This is a genomic window from Bacillus sp. ISL-34 (assembly GCF_018613325.1).
In the GTDB taxonomy this organism is placed as follows: Bacteria; Bacillota; Bacilli; order Bacillales; family DSM-1321; genus Peribacillus.
Genome location: NZ_JAGGQJ010000013.1, coordinates 42,953 through 63,614, shown reverse-complemented (window position 1 = coordinate 63,614; position 20,662 = coordinate 42,953). Strand labels below are relative to the sequence as shown.

Below are 20,662 nucleotides of genomic sequence, written 5' to 3'. Positions count from 1 at the left end.
TTTTAGGAGCGAAATTCGACAATTTTAAAGGAGTTTCGAAATTTATCCAGAATTGTACTTAAAAAGAATTCTTTTTGCGGCGGTGAATAGTAATGAATCAAGTGAAACAGGATTCTCAGATTAATTTGTTCAAAGAGTGGACCTTTCCTGCACTAGTCGTGGATTCTGCAAATCGGATAAAAGATTGGGGTAACTATTTTAATCAATCGTTAAGTCAGGATGGTAATAATACACTAAACGAACAATTCGATGAGTGGCAATTTCTCGATAATAAAAGGCTTGCAGCTGCAAGGCTGCATGATAAGCGTTATTTATTTTTATTAATGAAACAAATGGATGCTGACAATATTCTATATATAGGCAGTGAAACAGAATTTTTGGATGATTTATTGAGTGATGCTCATGAATCGGATAAACTGAATCGCGCACTGGATGCCATTATCGAAAATTCCTATGATGGGATCTACATCACGGATCAAGATGGAATCACGCTTTATACCAATTCGGCAATTGAACGGATCACTGGCATACCAAAAGAGTATTATATCGGCAAGTCGGTGGACCAATTGATAAAACGCGGCATCTTGAATGCTTCGGTGACACATAAGGTAGTGAAGCTGAGACGAACGGTATCAGTCGTACAGGATAATTTTGCTGGAAAGGAAACATTGATTACAGGAAGTCCCGTTTTTAATGCAGAAGGGGAAATAGAGCAAGTCGTTACGAATATAAGGGATTTATCCGATTTAAATGAACTGATGCATGAGTTGACGAAAGTTAATGAACTGAATAATCAATATAAGCAGGAAATCGAGAAACTGCGGAAGATAACAAGCAAGGATGGAGTCGTATTTGTCAGTGATAAAATGAAAATGATTTATGAAATTGCTGAAAGAATATCGGATATCGATGCGACCGTACTCATTCTGGGAGAAACGGGTGTTGGAAAGGATGTCCTTGCCCGCAATATTTATAATCGGAGCATCCGATCTAAAAAAGGGGATTTCATCAAAATAAATTGTGGGGCAATACCTGCTGATTTATTGGAATCCGAGCTCTTTGGATATGAAGGAGGGGCATTTACCGGAGCCAATCAAAAAGGCAAACCAGGGATGTTTGAGCTGGCAGAGAGTGGGATCTTATTCCTGGATGAAGTCGGTGAGCTTCCCCTGCAGCTTCAGGTGAAGCTGCTTCGAGCCCTTCAGGAAAGGGAGATCCAAAGAATCGGAGGTACAAAGCCAAAGAAAATTGATGTTCGCATAATAGCAGCCACGAACCGAAATCTATCGGAAATGGTCAAATCGGGTGATTTTCGTGAAGACCTCTTTTATAGGCTGAATGTCATTCCGATTACAATTCCTCCTCTTAGGGAAAGAAGAGAGGATATCTTGGCATTGACTGACTTATTTTTAACAAAGGCAAACGAACAATATAAATTCTCAAAAGAAATAGATTCGCGGTTGAAGGAATATTTTTATCAACATGATTGGCCAGGAAATGTCCGTGAATTGATTAATATAGTGGAAAGGCTCGTCGTGCTTACGGATAATCAAATATTATCGATTAACGACCTTCCGGAAGAATATCAGCCGGAAAATCGGAATCAGCCGAACCTCAATGCTACCCTAACTTTAAAAGAAGCGGTGGAAAGGGCCGAAAAGGAAATTCTGACGAAAGCGGCCCAAACCTACCAAACTACATATGAAATCGCAGAAGCCCTTGATTCCAGTCAGGCAACAATTGTAAGGAAACTTAAAAAATATCGATTAAAGGTCAGTGGAAAAGAATAGGTAAGTATGAACAGCACCTCCATTGTTGGACATTATCCAACAATGGAGGTGCTGTTTTTTTGACTATTAATATACGATAGGCGAATTACATGGGGTTAAGTACTTTGAAGGAGGAAAATTAAATAAATTCAGATGAAAGGAATGTAGGTATATCCATCTCAAAAGATGGGTGACTTGCTATCTAGTAGACAGGATGGAAGGAAATGCTTCATCATTTTATAGATTGTTATTCAGTTCTTGTTCAAAATATATCTTTATTTTTTTTCTAATATTCAAATAAATAAGGAAAAATATTATCGTGTTAGCAAGATCAAGGTAGGGTTTTAAATTATCCAGAAGATTACCTGCTATTGCAAGAAAGGATTGTTGTTGTGAAGGTGGTTTTTGGATGTTTTTCATTTTATGTATTCATTTAATTTTTTAATTGATTCAGAAATGATTTTTTCAGTCAATAGTGAATGAAGGACATGCCGTATGGAACCGATACTTTTGATTTCTTACAATTCAATAATGAATTAACAGACAGGTGAATAGTCGTATTGATGGTGATTTAATGTTTGGCACGGCACTTGCATTTATATACAGGAAATTAATCTACGTAATGGTCCTTTAGAGGTGTGGAAGGAGTGAATGATCCAGACGATTACCATGGGTAAACCGTTATAAAAGAGAAGATGGAATCATTGGCTATCCCTAAAAACAGCATATGCTTGTCAACATACCACTTAATCTTTAAGTAGAGTCAAGGAAACTATGATGATATCCAATTGAATTAAGTGGTCATTAGAAATGAAAGCGCTAACAAACAACCGAGGGTTTTTTCCGTTACACCTAATCTATATCTGTAGGCGGAGAATATAGGGACATAAAACAAACAGTTCCTATTTGAATTGATCGACTAAATTACTGTTCCTCCCGGAGAGGCTGAGACCGTGGAGGAATAAGTGAAAGTGTGTTTCGTCGCAGATGTATGCTTTAGAAATATGGACAGGATTGTAGGCCAGTGAAGGACATAGCAGCAAAGTGAAATTCAATAATTATCAAGGAGGAAGTAAATGGAAATTTTGATCCAGCAGCTTTTTAATGGTTTGACGATTGGCAGCGTATATAGTCTTGTTGCCCTGGGATTGACGCTAGTATATGGAATTTTGCATATCCCGAACTTTGCACACGGTGCCCTATATATGTTGGGTGGATATATCACGTTGTCAATGATGACATTATATGGGGTCAATTACTGGATTGCCATGTTCGTATCCATTATCGTTGTTGGTTTGTTGGGAGTCCTTTTGGAACGTTTCGTGTTCCGCCTGTTAAGGGAGGCACCTCCATTGCACGATAAGATTGCAGCAATCGGCATTCTCCTTTTTCTTGAAGCTTTTGCCCAATTTGTCTGGGGTGCCGACTTCCATACAATGACTTCTCCATACGGTCAAGTCGTCAATATCCTGGGACTGACGTTCACACTTCAGCGATTATTGATAATCGTGTCAGCTATCGCAGTGATGGTTTTACTTTACCTTTTCCTAAAGAAAACTTATACCGGTTCGACGATAATAGCGATGTCCCAAAGCCGTGAAGGTGCGTCATTGGTGGGAATCAACATTAATAAAGTCGCGATGCTCACCTTCATGATATCGGGTGGATTAGCAGCCATCGCTTCATCCCTTGCATCACCGATTAACCTTGTTTTTCCCGGCATGGGCCATTTAGTCATCCTAAAAGCCTTCGTCATTATCATATTGGGCGGGATGGGGAGCATCCCGGGGGCGATCGTAGGCGGATATATCCTAGGTTTCAGTGAGAGCCTTGGCGCAACTTATATTTCAAATGATTATAAAGACATCATTGCATTCATACTTTTAGTCGTAATATTAACGGTGAAACCAACAGGTCTTTTTGCAAAGGGGGAGAGGTAGCGTGAAGATATTAACGAAAAGAAATGGGATTATCGCTCTTATCATCTTTGCTTTTTCATTCCCCTTTATCGCGCAAAACGACTATTATCTCCATATGCTGACACTTTCGTTCATCTGGGCGATAGCTGTTTATGGAATCAATTTATTAGCAGGCTATACTGGTTATCTTTCGCTTGCACATGCTGGTTTTTTTGCGATTGGAGCATATTCACTTGGCCTCCTGACCGTAAAAGCGGGAATGAACTTTTGGCTGGCACTTCTAGGGGCATGTTTAATCACATGTGCAATTGGGTTTTTAATCGGTTTGATCGCGCTGAGGACAAAGGAACACTTTTTCGCGATTTATACCCTATGTGTGGGTTACATCATATATCTGGTCATCGATAAATGGGAGGGACTTACAGAGGGGGTTAGGGGATTGATCGGTATCCCTGCTCCTGGGAATATAGGGCCGATCACATTCGATACTGCAGCATCCCAATATTATTTAGTCCTCATTTTCCTGCTTGCAGTGATTTTAATCGTGTATCGAATTATACGCTCGTTGACCGGCAGGACGTATATGGCCATCAGGAACAGCGAGGACCTTGCACAAACGATTGGTATATCCACAATGAAGAATAAGTTAACCGCATTTGTCCTATCCACATTCTTTGCAGGTTTGGCAGGTGCCTTGTATGCTTCATTCATTCGTTTCATTGGACCTGATATCGGATCAACTGCCATAATGTTCGATCTATTGATGTATTTATTGGTTGGTGGAATCGGGACACTTTCAGGTCCGTTGGTAGGAACGTTATTGTTAGTAATCCTTTCGCAGAATCTGCAATTCCTTCAAGAATATCGAATGTTGATATTCGGGCCATTGCTTACGGTGATCATTATCTTTTATCCGCGCGGAATTGCAGGGGCCTTCTTTGATCGGCAAAGAAAACGAAAAGATAATGAACTGTCCAGGGTGAGGAGCGAAATGCACATAAAAGCTGAGGAGGGATGAATTTGCTAATCGAAACTAAGAATTTGACAAAGCGGTTTGGAGGATTGGCGGCCGTCAATAATGTGGATTTTAAGATTGAAAAAGGTAGAATCAATGCAATAATCGGACCAAATGGTGCAGGAAAATCCACTTTTTTCAACTTGATCAGTGGCTTTCATCGACCAACTTCCGGGACGGTCCTTTTTAAAGGGATTGATATCACCAAACTTCCCGCCAATGAAATAGCGGGGCTCGGAATCTCAAGAACCTTTCAAACGACAAGCCTTTTTGATCAATCTACCGTGTTGGATAATGTCATTGTCGGTCATAGACTGCGAACCAAATCCAATTTGATGGATGCCATTCTAAGAACAAGACGTTTAAAAAGGGAGGAAGCGGCATGCAGGGATAAGGCAATGGAGGTGCTTGATATTGTTGGATTGACGGAATCGGCTGACAGAATGGTCTCCAGCATCTCGCAGGAGGAAAAGAAACGGACAGCCATTGCCCTTGCCCTTGCGACGGAGCCGGAAATTATCTTTCTTGATGAACCTGCTGCGGGAATCAACCCGGATGAAACGGAAGGCTTGACAGAACTGATTAAAAAATTGAATCGATCGGGACTGACCGTTTGTTTGATCGAGCACAAAATGCATATGATCATGAACTTGGCAGATCACATCATGGTCCTTAATTACGGGGAAAAAATTGCCGAGGGCACACCTAAGGAAATCCGCGGAAATGAAGCGGTCATTAAAGCCTATTTGGGAGGTAGTGCCAGTGCTTAAGTTAACAGATGTCGCCGTGAATTATGGGAGTTTCACTGCGATAAAACATGTGAATATCGAAGTTGCCAAGGGAGAGATCGTTGTTTTGTTAGGAGCTAATGGGGCAGGAAAAAGCACGACTTTTCGTTCCATAAGCGGAATCAGTAAGCTGTCCAAGGGGGAAATTCACTTTCTGGGCATGCCGATAGGGGGCCGTGCCCCGGATAAGAATGTTCGGGAGGGAATCGTCCAGTGTGCCGAAGGACGTAAACTGTTTCCACAGATGACAGTCCAGGAAAATCTGAGGATGGGTGCTTATGTGCATCGAAAGAAGAAAGCGGAAATCAAGGATTCCTTGGAATACGTCTATCACTTATTCCCTATTTTAAAAGAAAAGCATCATGATGAGGCGGGAAGCCTGAGTGGCGGCCAACAGCAAATGCTCGCAATTGGAAGAGCTTTGATGTCGAAACCGAAATTGTTGATGCTTGATGAGCCTTCAGTGGGACTCGCTCCACTTATTGTCGAACAAATGTTTCGGGTCATTGAAGAAATAAACCGCGAAGGAATCACTGTCCTGCTTGCTGAACAAAACGCAAATGCTGCTCTTGGCATTGCAGATAAAGGATATGTTTTTGAAAATGGGGAAATTGTCGTTCAAGGGACAGCAAGTGAGTTATTAGCCAATGATGAAGTAAGGAAAGCGTATATTGGGGCCTGAAAAAATTGAATGGGGGATTTTTATGAAAAAACTGAAAGTATTATTTGTCTTTCTCCTGCTAATGATCACTGTGTTGACCGGGTGCAATAAAGGGGATAGCCCTGTGTCAAGCAGTGGCAGTAAAGGCAAAAGTGAAAATGTGGTTAACATCGGTTTTAGCGGTCCTTTAAGCGGGGCAGCAGCGTTATATGGGAAACGGACATTGAATGGTGTAGAAATGGCTGTCAATGAAATTAACGATGCCGGTGGGTTTGAAGTGGATGGTAAGAAATACACATTGAATCTAGTTTCGTTGGATGATAAATATCTACCCAATGAAACTGGGTCGAATGCTAAACGATTAATTCAGGAATATGATACGCCGATCATTTTCACGCCTCATAGCGGAGGTGTGCTGGCACTTCAGGTTTTTAATGAACAAGAGGAATTCATCATTGGTGCATATACGAGTGAGCCGGCAGTGACCGAGAGCGGAAATTCATTAACCGTTCGAATTCCACCGAATTACGAGGGGTATATCGAACCTTTTACAACATATGCAATGGAACATTTCGGCAAGAAGATTGCCGCTTTGCCAACATCTTCGCAATACGGTAAAGACTGGACGGAAGCCGTGCTTCCACATTGGGAAAAGCAAGGCGGAAAAGTCGTTTATAATTCCTCGATTGATTTCGCCAAAGAAACCGATTTCTTTACGATTGTCACCAATGCCTTGAAAAAAGATCCTGATGTGCTATTTATCGGTGGTGCTTCCGAACCTACGGCAAAAGTAGCGAAGCAAGCACGGGAGCTAGGATTTAAGGGCGGTTTCATCATCATGGATCAAGCAAAGCTGGATCAAATGAAGCCGATTGCAGGGTCATATGAAACATTGGAAGGCTCGATTGGCGTTCTGCCACTGATGGACTCAGATGAAGAAGCAGTACCTGCTTTCGTTGAGAAATATCAAAAGAATTATAAGGAAGATCCAAGCTCAGAAGTAGGATTGAATTATATCGCCATGTATGCGTTTGTGGAAGCGATGAAATCTGCAGGCAGCGTTGATGATGCCAAGGCCATCCGTAAACATATGCAAGATGGACTTTCAAATATAGGGCCAGATCAAAAAATATACGATATTCCCTCGATTGATGAAAATGGAGGATTTGCATCAACCATTGTTGTCGGTGCAGTAGAAAACGGGAAAGTAGTCCCTATCCGTTAACTGGGTAAAGGGATGCAGGTATCCCGGGGCCGGTGTAGTATGCTAGTTTAGCATTTTGTTATTTACTTGTGCGTGTATCGTACCCAAGTTTGGGGACGGTACACGTTTTTTTATTGTTGAAAAAATCTCGGGGGGGCAAAATTCTCAAAAATATCTTGTATTCGAGTAATGAAAACGCTATCATTGAATATAATATGAAATATAATTTCATTATTTTCTATTAAAAAATGAAATTATATTTAAGTAATTGTTTATAGGAGGATTTAATTGTCTATGGAAGAACATCTGCGTTCATTAACGACTGAATTACGAAACGAAAAGACGATGAATATCGACAGTGTAAATACGATGGAAATCATTTCTGCAATTAATAAAGAAGATTTTAAAGTGGCAGCAGCGGTTCAGGAGGTATTGCCAGAGATTGAAACGGTGGTTGAATGGGCTTGCGAATCGTTAAAAAAAGGAGGGAGACTCATATACATCGGGGCAGGAACAAGCGGAAGACTCGGTGTTCTGGATGCCGTGGAATGTCCCCCGACTTTCAGCACACCACCTGATAGGGTGCTGGGAATAATCGCAGGAGGGGAAAAGGCGTTTGTTCGGGCTGTTGAAGGTGCAGAGGATAAAGAAGAGTTTGGGGAATGTGATCTGATTGACGTGGAACTTACAGCAAATGATACGGTTATTGGCATTGCGGCAAGCGGCCGTACCCCTTATGTGAAGGGCGCTTTACGCTATGCAAGTAAAGTCGGGGCTAAAGCGGTCGCTTTATCATGCAATAAAAACGCGAGCATCACAGAAGCGGCTGATATAGGGATTGAAGTGATTGTCGGGCCGGAAGTGTTAACAGGATCCACGAGAATGAAAGCGGCAACCGCACATAAAATGGTACTCAATATGATTTCAACGGCAACCATGATCCGGTTGGGAAAAGTCTATGAAAATCTGATGGTAGATGTTAATGTCAGTAATCAAAAACTGAAGGACCGTGCAATAAGCATCATAGAAACCGTAACGAATGCTGACTATGATCAAGCATTGAATACGCTTGAAAAGGCAAATAATCAAGTTAAGCCAGCGATTGTCATGATAAAAACGGCAACAGATTATGAAAAAGCAATGGAGTTACTGGAAAATGCTGATGGAGATGTCAGAAAAGCCATCTCGATCTATAAAGATTAAGGAGGGGACGCAATGGCTACAGGAGGATTATCCATCATACAGACGATGTTGAGCAAGCTGCCGCAATCTGAACAAAAACTAGCAGAATATATTCTAAAGAATCCTCATGAAGTTGTGAACAGCACTGTACAGGAATTAAGTACGTCTGCCCAAACAAGCGGGGCAGCTGTAATAAGGTTGTGTAAATCGCTTGGGATAAAAGGATTTCAAGATCTGAAAATAAGGATTGCTGGAGATTTGATGAAGACCGTTGAACAGGGATACCGGGATATCGAGCCTTCCGAATCACTGTATCGGATTGTGGAGAAAACAACGAGTAATTCAATTCAGACCATTCGGGACACATCTGAAATAATCGATCACGATAATCTCAAACATGCGATAACGCTGATGCTGAATGCTAAAACCGTCCACTTTTGCGGAGTGGGTGCTTCGAATATAGTTGCTGCTGACGCTCAGCAAAAATTACTTCGTATCAATAAAGGGGCAACCGCTTTTACAGATATGCATTTAGTTGCAACACTGATTGCAAATGCTGATGAAAATGACATCGTTTTTGCCATTTCATTCTCAGGGGAAACACCTGAAGTTGTCAATATATTGAAGCTGGCAAAAGAACGTGGAGTCAAGACAATCGGGCTGACTCATTATGGCCAAACAACGGTATCTTCTTTATGTGACGCCACACTGTATACATCCTTTTCGAATGAAGCACCGTTTCGAAGTGCAGCAACATCCTCACGATTGGCACAATTATATATGATTGACATTTTGTTTTTGGGGATGGCTTCAGAGCAATATGAAGAGACTGTCCAATATATTGATAACACCAGGTCTGCCATTAAATCGATGACAGATCGATATAAATGATTTGACAAAGGGGGCTTTTGAATGGCTAAGGGGGATAAGTACGCCAGTTTAGCAGAAGAGTTATTGGGGAAATTAGGCGGGGCATCAAATGTTGCCGATGCTGCACATTGTATGACCAGACTAAGGGTACTGCCGATCGATCGTTCGAAAGTAAAAATGGAAGATATAAAAAATACGGAAGGCGTTTTTGGCGTCATTGAAGAGGAAACGATACAAATCGTCCTCGGGCCAGGCTTGGTGAACAAGGTTCATACAGAATTTGAAAAGCTTCTGGAAGATTCTTCAGGCAATTTGAACTTAAAAGAAGTAGCCTCGAAGAATAAATCAGAGATTGATAGGAAAAACGCAAAGCCTTTTAAACTTTTTTTACGCAGGATTGCAAGTATTTTCATCCCTTTAATTCCCGCCTTAGTGGCATCAGGTTTGATTACCGGTATTACAAAAGCGATCGTTCAAGCAGGCTGGCTAGCAGCAGAATCACAATTAGCTATCATCTTAACAGTTATCGGATCGGGGCTGTTTGCCTACTTGGGGATTTTGGTTGGGACCAATGCAGCAAAAGAATACGGTGGATCACCTGCACTTGGTGCACTTGCAGGTATCTTGGTCATCAATCCCGCCGTCGGCGACATTTCATTGTTCGGTGAAAATTTGCTTCCTGGCCGCGGTGGGTTGATAGGAGTCCTCTTTGCCGCTATCTTCATAGCATTGGTGGAAAAACAGGTAAGGAAATTCATTCCTCAATCACTGGATATCATTTTGACGCCAACCATCGCTTTACTCATTACTGGGATTGTCACTTACATTGTATTTATGCCGGTAGGAGGGTTTTTATCGGATGCCATTACGACTGGGTTATTGAATGTTTTGGATTTCGACGGTGTTGTAGCTGGATTCGTGCTTGGTGCGGCCTTCCTCCCTCTCGTCATTACCGGTTTACATCAAGGTTTAACGCCTGTCCATCTAGAATTGATAAATTCGATTGGAGATGATCCACTGCTTCCCATTTTGGCGATGGGTGGCGCGGGCCAAGTGGGAGCGGCATTTGCCATCTATATGAAAACGAAGAAAGCAAGTTTGAAGAGAGCAATCGGAGGAGGCCTTCCTTCCGGGATGCTGGGTATTGGCGAACCTCTTATATTTGGAGTGACCCTGCCATTGGGCCGGCCTTTCTTAACGGCATGTTTAGGTGCAGGAGTAGGTGGAGCATTCCAAGCTCAATTCGGAATCGCAACGTCGTCCATCGGTGTATCCGGACTGCCGCTTACCTTTTTAGTTCATCCAAACCAAATCGCTCTGTTCCTCGCTGGGTTGTTCATTTCCTATATAGCAGGATTTATTTTTACGTACCTGTTTGGATTTAAAGATGAAATGGCGGTTGAATTCAAGTGATCGGAATCTCTTTTTATCTTCAAGACCCGCATGCAGAAACACAAATCATACATGCTGCTAACCTGGGAGTGAAGAGAGCATTTACCTCACTTCATATTCCTGAAGAAAAGGGTGACCTCGTGAAGAGGATGATCAGGCTTTTAAAGCTTTCAGAGTCCTACGGAATGGAAATCCATGCAGATGTTTCATTAAACACGCTTGATCATTTGGGAATTAGCAAATTTACGGATTTATGGCCATTAGGTATTAAAGGTATTCGCCTTGATGATGGGTTTGATAAAGAAACGCACATATCTTTATCTAAGGTGTTTTCACTCTCACTGAATGCAAGTACGTTGAATGAAGATGAACTTTTAGCCGTGCTTGGGGGCGGTGTGGAACCGGAAAATCTGATAGCTTGGCACAACTTTTATCCAAGGCCTGAAACGGGCCTTGAGGAAGAATTCTTTCATGAACAAAATCGAATGTTCAAGAAATACGGCATACCGATCTTTGCTTTCATCCCGGGTGCAGGAAGTAAACGCGGCCCAATTCATGAGGGTCTTCCAACGCTTGAAAAACACAGGTTGATGAATCCATACGCTGCCGGTATCGAGCTGTTTCAGCATGTGGATGGAGTTTACGTTGGAGATCAAGGAACGGAGAATAATCTGCTTGAGAATCTGACTGCCTATAAAAATCTAAATATTCTAACTGTTAGAGCAGAATCCCGACTCTTGCAAAGCGGTCAGTACAAATTGAGGCCAGATGTTTCTCAATATGTTTTCCGTCTGCAGAATACCCGGGTTACAGCAAATGTTGAGCCGAGTAATACAGTTGCACGCAGCCTTGGATCCATAACGATGGACAATGATGCTTACGGAAGATATCGGGGAGAGGTCCAAATTTGCAAGAGAGACCTAGGGGCAAATCACCGAGTTAATGTGATAGGGCGAGTTATAGAAGAAGATATTCCCTTGCTGTCCCTTCTAAATCCTGGTCAAACGGTAAAACTTATAATTGAGTGACCATTTGGGCTCTATGAATCAAATATACATGGATAAATGGATAGATTTCATGATGGCTTGTTAAAATAGGCGGCTGACGGGATTCCCAATGCTGCCTTGATTTCTTTATAGGATCTATATAGTTCTTTTCTATTCGTTTTTACCCCTTCATGGAAGTGGATATGGAATTGCTGCTAACAGAACTAAAAAGTATACAAGGGAGGAAGCCTAAATTGATAAAAAGGATATGTGCCCCTGCTGGAATCGCATTATTTTTGGTTTTATCCGTTCTGGGAGGGAATGCGACAGCTAAAGGATCAGAGGCTGAAAAAACGGTAGCGGATATTCAGGAAATCGTAGCAAACATGACAGTCGATGAAAAAGTCGGTCAAATGCTCATGCCGGATTTTCGTAATTGGCAAAAACAAGGAGAAGCGAAGGCGACGGGGTTTATTGAAATGAACTCAGAAGTTGAAAGCATCATCAAAAAATATCATCTGGGCGGTGTGATTCTGTTTGCTGAGAATGTAGTCGATACCGAACAAACGGTTCGGCTGACCGATGGTTTGCAGATGGCAAGCCCGGACCTTCCGCTGTTCATAACGATTGATCAGGAAGGGGGAATCGTAACTCGCCTTCAAACTGGAACGAACCTTCCTGGTAATATGGCACTTGGTGCAGCCAGAAAAGAGAGTTATGCTTATCAATCTGGAGAAATCATTGGCAAGGAACTGTCGTCACTTGGCATAAATGTCAATTTCGGGCCGTCTGTCGATGTCAATAATAATCCCGGAAATCCTGTTATTGGCGTTCGTTCCTTCAGTTCTGATCCGGAACTTGTATCAAAGCTTGGCATTCAGACCATAAAAGGATTGCAAAATCAGAACATGATAGCGACGACCAAGCATTTCCCCGGCCACGGAGATACAGCAGTCGATAGTCATTATGGTCTCCCCCTTGTTTCTCATGATAAAGAACGTTTGCGTTCCATCGAGTTGGTTCCTTTCCAAAGGGCCATCGATGCTGGAGTTGATATGATGATGACTGCACATGTTCAATTTCCTGCATTCGATGACACTAAGTATATCAGTAAGAAAGACGGTCAAGAAATTATGGTTCCTGCAACGTTGTCACATAAGGTCATCACGGGTCTATTACGTGAAGAAATGGGTTTTGACGGTGTTGTGGTTACAGATGCATTGAATATGAAAGCCATCGCGGACAACTTCGGACAGGAAGAAGCTGTGGTCCTTGCCCTGAAATCTGGCGTTGATATTGCACTGATGCCTGCACAGGTTAATTCGCTTCAAATGGAAAAGAATATAACCTCTGTATTCAATGCAGTGAAGGCAGCAGTGGAAAGTGGGGAAATTCCTCTAGGTCAAGTCAATCAATCTGTAACGAGGATACTTGAACTGAAAGTGAAGAGAGGGATGTTAAACCCTGATGATACTCCAATCGATAAAAAAATCGAAACCGCGCTTAAAGTGGTCGGGAATGAAGATCATTTGAATAAAGAAAGGAAAATCGCGGAAGATGCCATCACTCTTTTGAAAAATGAAGACAAAACATTGCCTTTCAAACCTAAGAAAAATGATAAAGTTTTAATTCTTGCTCCTTTTGATGAGCAAGTTGAATCCATGTCCAGGAGCATCAGCGAATTAGCTGATAAAAAGAAAATCAAGAAAGTCCAAATAACGGGCATGAGTTTTTCAGGAAAGTCATTTTCAAATCAAGTGGCCAGACTCATTGATGAATCGGACTTTGTCATAACTGGTTCCTATATTGTCAAAAACGATCCGGCTGTCAAGGATGGAGTGATAGATGATAGCATTAAAGATTCGTCGAAGTGGGCAACAGCCTTCCCTAGGGCGGTCATGAATCATGCTAAGAAGAAAGATAAAGAATTTGTTTTAATGAGTTTAAGAAACCCTTATGATGTTGCAAACTTTGAAGAAGCAAAAGCGGTTCTTGCTGTTTACGGGTTCAAAGGGTATTCGAATGGGCGTTATAGACAGCCAAATATCCCGGCAGGCATCTCGACCATTTTTGGAGAATCAAAACCTAAAGGGACGTTGCCGGTCGATATACCATCAGTAACTAAGCCCGCTGAAAGTCTTTATAAATTTGGATATGGATTAGATATTAAATCTGGAAGACCCATAAAAAAATAGGGAGGGAAGCATTTTGAAAAGAATGATAATCCTATTTACCATTTGTCTGTTGACTTTCGGCATCGTTTCCTCAAAAAGTGTAACCGCTGTTAAAGAGAAGAAAAAACAAAAGGTCAGTCCCGGTATTGAAGTCCTTTTAAAAGAAGAAAAGAACGTGTTAAGCGGAAAGAAAGTCGGCTTGATTACGAACCCAACTGGCATCGATTCAAAATTAACCAGCATCGTCGATCTACTTCATGATGATCCGGACATTAATTTGACAGCGTTATTTGGTCCTGAACATGGAGTGCGTGGAGATGCGCAAGCTGGTGCAAGCGTTGAATATTATATTGATGAAAAAACAGGGTTGCCCGTTTATAGCTTATATGGAAAAACGAAAAAACCGACGCCTGAAATGTTAAAGGATGTTGAGGTCCTTGTTTTTGATATCCAGGATGTCGGAACACGCTATTACACTTATATCTACACGATGGCATATGCAATGGAAGCAGCCAAAGAAAATGATATCCCTTTTATCGTGCTGGATCGGCCGAACCCACAAGGCGGGGAGTCGGTAGATGGGCCGGTACTTGAACCTGAATTCTCATCGTTTGTTGGATTGTACCCAATACCGCTAAAGCATGGGATGACTGTTGGGGAACTCGCCACTTTATTCAATAAGGAATTTAAAATTGGTGCAGATCTAAAGGTCATCAAGATGAAAGGCTGGAAGCGAGATATGGATTATGACGATACTGGTCTCCCTTTTGTCTTGCCGTCACCGAACATGCCGGCCGTTTCAACTACTTTCGTATATCCGGCTACAGGCTTGATCGAGGGAACGAATGTCTCGGAAGGCAGAGGAACGACTAAACCATTCGAGTTGATTGGTGCTCCTTATATAAACAGTGATGAGCTTGCTGGGAAATTAAATGCATTAAGGTTACCTGGCGTAAAATTCAGGGCAGCCTCCTTTACACCTACATTTTCAAAACATGCAGGTAAACTCAGCCACGGTGTGGAAATTTATATAACGGATAGAGAGGAATTCAAGGCTGTCCCTACTGGACTTCACATCATCAAGACCATTCAGGATCTATATCCTGGTGATTTCGAATTCCTTGCAGCCAAAAATTTCAATTTATTGATTGGCAATGGCTGGGTAATGTCAAGAATCGAAGAAGGTTCATCAGTAAATGAAATCATGAAAGAATATCAAGCAAAGCAGGATGCTTTTAAAAAGGTTCGCAAAAACTACTTGCTCTATAAATAAGTGAAAAAAGAAAAGTCCGGTTGGACTTTTCTTTTTTTATGAACTTTCGATGGAGGAGTATATCGCTAAGACTTTATTCCTGAATTATATATGAAATGAAGTTCTAAAATGGAAGGAACCGTTGTCTAATAGAATATGGGGTTTGCCCTAAATCAGTAATTGACAGGAGGAAAGCGGAATGAAAAAATATCTTCAAAAAATTGGACGTTCCTTGATGCTGCCAGTAGCCGTATTGCCGGCAGCCGCCATTTTAATGGGGATCGGTTATTGGATAGATCCAGCAGGATGGGGAGCGGGAAGTCCGTTAGCGGCTTTCTTAATAAAAGCAGGTTCTTCGATCATTGACAATATGGCTATCTTGTTTGCTGTTGGAGTGGCGTTGGGGATGTCGAAAGGAAAAGATGGAGCCGCCGCTTTGAGCGGGCTGGTAGCCTATCTAGTCGTAACGACATTGCTTTCCACGGACTCGGTGGCGATGCTGCAGGGAATTGATGCAAAAGAGGTAAATCCAGCTTTTGAGAAAATAGAAAATGCATTTGTCGGAATCCTCTCGGGCCTTATAGCGGCAGCAATGTATAATCGGTTCAGTAAGGTCGAGCTGCCGGATGCACTCGCTTTCTTTAGCGGTAAACGCCTTGTCCCGATCCTTACTGCGGTTGTAATGTTACTGGTTTCTCTTATATTATTCTTCGTATGGCCACTCATCTACTCCTGGTTAGTTATATTTGGGGAAGGAATAAGTGAATTAGGTGCTGCTGGAGCAGGACTCTATGGATTCTTCAATCGGCTTTTGATACCAACAGGTTTACACCATGCGTTAAACTCCGTATTCTGGTTCGATGTAATAGGCCTTAACGATATCGGTAAATTCTGGGCTGGAACAGGAATAAAAGGAACCACAGGCATGTATCAAGCCGGATTCTTTCCCGTCATGATGTTCGGTTTACCGGCAGCGGCTCTTGCCATGTACCATTCAGCAAAATCACGAAAGAAAAAACAAGTGGCCTCATTAATGCTCGCAGCCGGTTTCGCATCATTTTTCACAGGCGTCACTGAACCGTTGGAATTTGCTTTCATGTTTGTTGCACCAGCCCTATTTGTTGTGCATGCCTTATTAACAGGAATATCATTAGCTATTGCTGCGACTTTCCAATGGACAGCAGGGTTTGGTTTTAGTGCAGGATTCATTGACTTTGTATTAAGTTCAAGATTGCCACTGGCAAATGAACCTTATATGCTGCTTCTTCAAGGACTGGCTTTTGCTGTCATATACTATTTCTTATTCCGATTCTTGATAACAAGATTCAATTTAATGACTCCCGGCAGAGAAGATGATTCAGAAGATGAGCTTGATGGCGGAGGAGCGATTGCGGAGACAGACAGCAGTCAAGACGGGGATAATGAGAGTAAATTCTTTGGAATGGCTTCCGCTATTTATGAGGGGTTAGGCGGAGACGCCAACGTATCATCTGTAGATAACTGCGTAACCCGTTTAAGAGTTGAAGTGGAAAATATGGGAGCTGTCGATCAGAATAAAATCAAATCAACAGGGGTTGCTGGAATCAATATCGTGGGTCCCCAAAGCATTCAAGTCATCGTAGGGACACAGGTACAATTCATAGCTGATGAAATTGAAAAGATCCGGCGGCAATAGCTGATACACTAAAAATCTACGATCAGGATTAGATTTTCTGATCGTAGAGATTTTTATGATAAAGGACTGATATTAAACGCGCAAAAGGTTTACCTTTATAAACTCTGCTCTTAAAATAGAATAAAACGAATCAATGTTCTATAATATATAAGGGTATTGAATGAAGGATTTGCCATGAAGCTTGGAGAATTAGTAATGAAGCCCGTCCGTCAATCATTGATAGTCAGGATTTCATCGGTGATGAAGGCTGTATACATACACGTTAATCTAAAAACACTATTCATATAGTGTACTAAGTTTTGAGCAAAGGATATCTTTTGCATTTTTCAACCTTTTAGTATAGGGGAGGTTCCGGCCATGTATAAACAAAAAACCAAAGAAACTGACAGTAGTGTCATTGAGTTCATTGAGAACGTCGATAATCCGAAAAAACGTGAAGATGCATATGAGTTGTTGGATGTTTTCACCAATACGACAGGTTATGACGCAAAGATGTGGGGACCGAGCATCATAGGGTTCGGTACCTATCATTATAAATATGAATCAGGTCACGAAGGCGATGCCCCTCTGGTGGGCTTCTCGCCTCGAAAAGCAAAAATCAGTTTATATTTCTCCCCAGGGGACAAAAAAAGGGAAGAATTGTTACAGGCATTTGGAAAACACACTTCCGGAAAAGGGTGTGTGTACATCAATAAAGTGGCAGATATCGATATTAATGTATTGAAAGAATTGATTAATCAGTCTGTCAAGTTCTTGAGAGATACATACCCGGATAATGAAATATAATAAAATGTATGTTTAAGAGGAACAAGAAAGCGAGTGGGAACGAAAATGAGAAAAATTAAAGTGGGCATAGTTGGGTACGGATTGTCAGGAGCTACTTTTCACGCGCCATTACTTAGTGTTCTAGGGCAGTTTCAAATAGCGAAAGTTGTCAGCTCCAATAAGGAAAAAGTCCAAAAAGATTTGAAAGATGTGGAAGTGGTAAGCAGCTTAGAGGAAATTCTTGAAGACCCGTCCATTGATTTGGCTGTTATTACGACACCGAGCGGTTTGCATTATGAAATGGCCAAGCAAAGCTTGTTAGCCGGGAAGCATGTCATCCTCGAAAAGCCGATGGTAGTGGAAGCTTGGGAGGCTGAGGAGCTCATTAAGATTGCCGAGGAAAAGAATCTGCTATTAAGTGTCTATCATAACCGGAGATGGGATAATGACTTTTTGACCGTGAAAAAACTTATGGATGATGGAGTGCTTGGGGAAATCAATACATACCAAGTCCATTATGATCGATACCGGCCTGTGGTCAGGGATAGATGGAGGGAAAAACCAGGCCCGGGATCAGGTATGCTTTATGATTTAGGGTCACATCTCATCGATCAAGCACTGCATTTGTTCGGGTTGCCGCAATTCGTTTGGGCAGATGTATTTTCGCAAAAAGAAAATGCAGAAACGGATGATTATTTCCATGTGATATTAGGATATGAAAAGCTGAGAGTTATATTGCATTCAGGCTCAATCGTTCCGTTTAATGGACCGCGCTATCAGGTGCATGGAAGTAAAGGAACATTTATCAAGTACGGACTTGACTGCCAAGAGGCAGCCCTAAGTGAGGGAAAAAAACCGATGGATGACTCTTGGGGTGCAGATGATCCCGAATTATATGGTAAGCTGGTTACGGTTGAAGGAGAAAATGAGATACATGAAACCATTGAAACACTGCATGGATCTTATTTAACGTATTATCAGGCAATTGCCGATAGTATATTGAGCGGGAAAAAAGCTCCAGTAACCGCCCAAGAGGGATTATCGGTCATTAAAATCATTGATGCGGCATTTGAAAGCAGTAAAGGGAAAAAAGCAGTTTATATTAAATGAAATTCATTTTCCCCTTATAACAATATAAATGAGAAAAACTGAATGATAAGCGGCCTTATTCATGGAAATAAGGTCGCTTTTTATTTTGGTCAAACAAAATCATAAACTTAAGGAGCAATAGGAGCAAATACTCCAGAAATTAAAGCATTTACTCGTGAATTTGAAGCATATACTCGTGAATTCGACTGTTACGCAAGATTTTGAGCTGCTTTCGCATGAAAATGGAGCGAATATCCGAGAATTGGAAACGTTACTCGTGAATTCGTACGATTTACTCGTGAAATTGGAGCAAATACTCGTGAGATTCGTCCATTTACTCGTGAATTCGTACGATTTACTCGTGAAAATGGAGCAAATACTCGTGAGATTCGTCCATTTACTCGTGAATTCGAAGCAAATACTCGTGAATTCGACTGTTACGCAAAATTTTTGAGCAGTTTCCGGCATGAAATTGGAGCGAATACTCGAGAGAAGTATTACTCGTGAGATTCGACTCGGCAAATTTGAACGTTTTAATCGTGAATATGCGGTTTTGGAGGATTTCAATTGATATAAAAATCATAATGAAAACCCCCGAATAGCGGCTACTACTCGGGGGTTTTGTTAAGTCATGAAACTTGAAATGCCTTTTAAGCTCTAGGATAATGCCTTAGCATGAAGAGATCGCTTTTGCCAAGCCATTGTAATCATCAAAGTAATGAATAAAAGGATAAGGCCCAACATGAACGGATAGGTAATGTGGACATCATACATCATTCCGGCAAGTGTGGGTCCGAGCACATTTCCGATGCTCATATACGCATTATTCATACCCATTGCAAAGCCCTGCTCATTTCCTGCCATCTTGGAAATCAGTGTGTTAAGAACTGGACGCAAGATGGAAGTGGATAGGAAGATGATAAGCGAAATTAAAAAGAAAATCAGGTAACTTGAAGCAAAAAGTGATAGGAGGAAACCGATTGCTGCAACACTGATAAAGATATTCAGAATATTCACTTCCCCGAAACGTTGTACGATCCGGTCGACGACAAACAGTTGTACAATTACACTGACGATACCGGTGGCTGTAACCATGACGGCGATGTCCTTAGGACTTGAATTGAATTGATTATCAAGATAAAGACCAATTACAGATTCATATGCCATTAAGCCAAAGCTCATTACAAGAGTAATGATGAGTGGGATGAAATAGGGCATTTTTACGGATAAGACAATCTTCCGAATCATCGTTTCATTTTTTGCATCCATGGAATGTGGAACCTGTGCCGTTTCGCTTTCTTTTAAAACAAATATCGAAAATACCACTGCTGATAGGGATACAAGCGCAGAAATCAAAAAGGGAAACTTCAAGCCAAAGTCAGCTAAAAATCCTCCAATTCCCGGACCGACTACAATTCCGAGGGACATGGCGGCAGATACTAAACTATTGCCTTTTGCGCGTTGATCAAATGTGGTTATATCGGCTACATAAGCAAAAATTGCGGGTATAAGCAAAGCTGCCCCGATCCCGCCGATGATACGTGAAGCATACAATAACCAAATGGAATTGACTGCATAAAAAATAAACATGGATAATGTCAAACCGACCAATCCATAAATAATCATTTTTCTGCGCCCGTATTGGTCCGTCCATTTTCCGGCAATTGGCGAAAAGATAAGTTGTGCACCTGCGAAAATGGCGATCATTAGGCCAGCGGCGGTTCCGCCTTGATTAATGGAGGCCAGGTATGCTGGTAAAATGGGTATGATGATACCGAAACTTCCTATTGCTATAAACATATTGATCATGAGGATAATGATCTTTTTGCGTTGTTCTGCTGACATGGGACAGCCTCTCTCTCTTTAAAAATCAATAACCAATTTAATTCGCATGGTTAATTTTTTGATACGTTAATTATGT

17 protein-coding genes are annotated in these 20,662 nt (G+C 41.6%); 16 read left to right on the top strand and 1 reads right to left on the bottom strand.

Going from position 1 to position 20,662, the window contains the following annotated elements; genetic code table 11:
- The first annotated feature begins 92 nt into the window (after positions 1 to 92).
- From J7E52_RS12135 to J7E52_RS12060, 16 genes are all read left to right on the top strand, one after another.
- Positions 93 to 1,790, top strand: a complete 1,698-nt coding sequence (locus tag J7E52_RS12135) for a sigma-54 interaction domain-containing protein (RefSeq protein ID WP_286197693.1) — start codon at positions 93 to 95, stop codon at positions 1,788 to 1,790.
- A gap of 1,055 nt (positions 1,791 to 2,845) precedes the next feature.
- Positions 2,846 to 3,709: a branched-chain amino acid ABC transporter permease gene (locus tag J7E52_RS12130; protein ID WP_214746601.1), complete on the top strand. Its 864-nt coding sequence runs from the start codon at positions 2,846 to 2,848 to the stop codon at positions 3,707 to 3,709.
- Position 3,710: 1 nt separating this feature from the next.
- Positions 3,711 to 4,706 carry a branched-chain amino acid ABC transporter permease gene (locus J7E52_RS12125; RefSeq protein ID WP_396020272.1) on the top strand — a complete coding sequence of 332 codons (996 nt, stop codon included), beginning with the start codon at positions 3,711 to 3,713 and terminating at the stop codon, positions 4,704 to 4,706.
- 2 nt (positions 4,707 to 4,708) lie between these two features.
- On the top strand, positions 4,709 to 5,473 hold the full coding sequence (locus J7E52_RS12120; protein ID WP_214746598.1) for an ABC transporter ATP-binding protein: 765 nt from the start codon (positions 4,709 to 4,711) through the stop codon (positions 5,471 to 5,473).
- Positions 5,466 to 6,173: an ABC transporter ATP-binding protein gene (locus tag J7E52_RS12115; protein ID WP_214746594.1), complete on the top strand. Its 708-nt coding sequence runs from the start codon at positions 5,466 to 5,468 to the stop codon at positions 6,171 to 6,173. The genes J7E52_RS12120 and J7E52_RS12115 overlap by 8 nt, the downstream gene beginning before the upstream one ends.
- Before the next feature lie 22 nt (positions 6,174 to 6,195).
- Positions 6,196 to 7,377, top strand: a complete 1,182-nt coding sequence (locus J7E52_RS12110) for an ABC transporter substrate-binding protein (RefSeq protein WP_214746591.1) — start codon at positions 6,196 to 6,198, stop codon at positions 7,375 to 7,377.
- 273 nt (positions 7,378 to 7,650) lie between these two features.
- Positions 7,651 to 8,559, top strand: a complete 909-nt coding sequence (gene murQ, locus J7E52_RS12105) for an N-acetylmuramic acid 6-phosphate etherase (RefSeq protein ID WP_214746857.1) — start codon at positions 7,651 to 7,653, stop codon at positions 8,557 to 8,559.
- Positions 8,560 to 8,571: 12 nt separating this feature from the next.
- Positions 8,572 to 9,429 (top strand): MurR/RpiR family transcriptional regulator, encoded by an 858-nt coding sequence (locus J7E52_RS12100; protein ID WP_101221915.1) that lies wholly within the window; start codon positions 8,572 to 8,574, stop codon positions 9,427 to 9,429.
- A gap of 21 nt (positions 9,430 to 9,450) precedes the next feature.
- Positions 9,451 to 10,821: a PTS transporter subunit EIIC gene (locus tag J7E52_RS12095; protein WP_214746588.1), complete on the top strand. Its 1,371-nt coding sequence runs from the start codon at positions 9,451 to 9,453 to the stop codon at positions 10,819 to 10,821.
- Positions 10,818 to 11,828 carry a MupG family TIM beta-alpha barrel fold protein gene (locus J7E52_RS27280; RefSeq protein ID WP_214746585.1) on the top strand — a complete coding sequence of 337 codons (1,011 nt, stop codon included), beginning with the start codon at positions 10,818 to 10,820 and terminating at the stop codon, positions 11,826 to 11,828. The genes J7E52_RS12095 and J7E52_RS27280 overlap by 4 nt, the downstream gene beginning before the upstream one ends.
- 215 nt (positions 11,829 to 12,043) lie before the next feature.
- Entirely contained in the window at positions 12,044 to 13,981 is a 1,938-nt protein-coding gene (locus tag J7E52_RS12085; protein ID WP_483861536.1) for a glycoside hydrolase family 3 protein, read from the top strand.
- A gap of 13 nt (positions 13,982 to 13,994) precedes the next feature.
- Positions 13,995 to 15,233: an exo-beta-N-acetylmuramidase NamZ family protein gene (locus J7E52_RS12080; RefSeq protein WP_396020270.1), complete on the top strand. Its 1,239-nt coding sequence runs from the start codon at positions 13,995 to 13,997 to the stop codon at positions 15,231 to 15,233.
- A gap of 178 nt (positions 15,234 to 15,411) precedes the next feature.
- Complete coding sequence (nagE, locus tag J7E52_RS12075) at positions 15,412 to 16,887, top strand: N-acetylglucosamine-specific PTS transporter subunit IIBC (protein WP_214746579.1); 1,476 nt, start codon at positions 15,412 to 15,414, stop codon at positions 16,885 to 16,887.
- A gap of 357 nt (positions 16,888 to 17,244) precedes the next feature.
- On the top strand, positions 17,245 to 17,673 hold the full coding sequence (locus tag J7E52_RS12070) for a DUF1801 domain-containing protein (RefSeq protein WP_214746576.1): 429 nt from the start codon (positions 17,245 to 17,247) through the stop codon (positions 17,671 to 17,673).
- 45 nt (positions 17,674 to 17,718) lie between these two features.
- The gene (locus J7E52_RS12065) at positions 17,719 to 18,762 is read left to right on the top strand and encodes an oxidoreductase (RefSeq protein WP_214746573.1); all 1,044 of its coding nucleotides are present in this window, start codon (positions 17,719 to 17,721) and stop codon (positions 18,760 to 18,762) included.
- 175 nt (positions 18,763 to 18,937) lie between these two features.
- Complete coding sequence (locus J7E52_RS12060; RefSeq protein ID WP_214746570.1) at positions 18,938 to 19,195, top strand: hypothetical protein; 258 nt, start codon at positions 18,938 to 18,940, stop codon at positions 19,193 to 19,195.
- A gap of 203 nt (positions 19,196 to 19,398) precedes the next feature.
- Here the strand turns inward: J7E52_RS12060 and J7E52_RS12055 are convergent, their stop codons facing one another.
- The gene (locus tag J7E52_RS12055) at positions 19,399 to 20,586 is read right to left on the bottom strand and encodes an MFS transporter (protein WP_214746567.1); all 1,188 of its coding nucleotides are present in this window, start codon (positions 20,584 to 20,586) and stop codon (positions 19,399 to 19,401) included.
- Positions 20,587 to 20,662: the final 76 nt, after the last annotated feature.

Excerpts from the sequence above, each read along its gene's own strand:
- J7E52_RS12135 (WP_286197693.1), top strand. The coding sequence starts at position 93 with ATGAATCAAGTGAAACAGGATTCTCAGATTAATTTGTTCAAAGAGTGG.
- J7E52_RS12130 (WP_214746601.1), top strand. The coding sequence starts at position 2,846 with ATGGAAATTTTGATCCAGCAGCTTTTTAATGGTTTGACGATTGGCAGC.
- J7E52_RS12110 (WP_214746591.1), top strand. The coding sequence starts at position 6,196 with ATGAAAAAACTGAAAGTATTATTTGTCTTTCTCCTGCTAATGATCACT.
- murQ (WP_214746857.1), top strand. The coding sequence starts at position 7,651 with ATGGAAGAACATCTGCGTTCATTAACGACTGAATTACGAAACGAAAAG.
- J7E52_RS12100 (WP_101221915.1), top strand. The coding sequence starts at position 8,572 with ATGGCTACAGGAGGATTATCCATCATACAGACGATGTTGAGCAAGCTG.
- J7E52_RS12095 (WP_214746588.1), top strand. The coding sequence starts at position 9,451 with ATGGCTAAGGGGGATAAGTACGCCAGTTTAGCAGAAGAGTTATTGGGG.
- nagE (WP_214746579.1), top strand. The coding sequence starts at position 15,412 with ATGAAAAAATATCTTCAAAAAATTGGACGTTCCTTGATGCTGCCAGTA.
- J7E52_RS12070 (WP_214746576.1), top strand. The coding sequence starts at position 17,245 with ATGTATAAACAAAAAACCAAAGAAACTGACAGTAGTGTCATTGAGTTC.
- J7E52_RS12065 (WP_214746573.1), top strand. The coding sequence starts at position 17,719 with ATGAGAAAAATTAAAGTGGGCATAGTTGGGTACGGATTGTCAGGAGCT.
- J7E52_RS12055 (WP_214746567.1), bottom strand. The coding sequence starts at position 20,586 with ATGTCAGCAGAACAACGCAAAAAGATCATTATCCTCATGATCAATATG.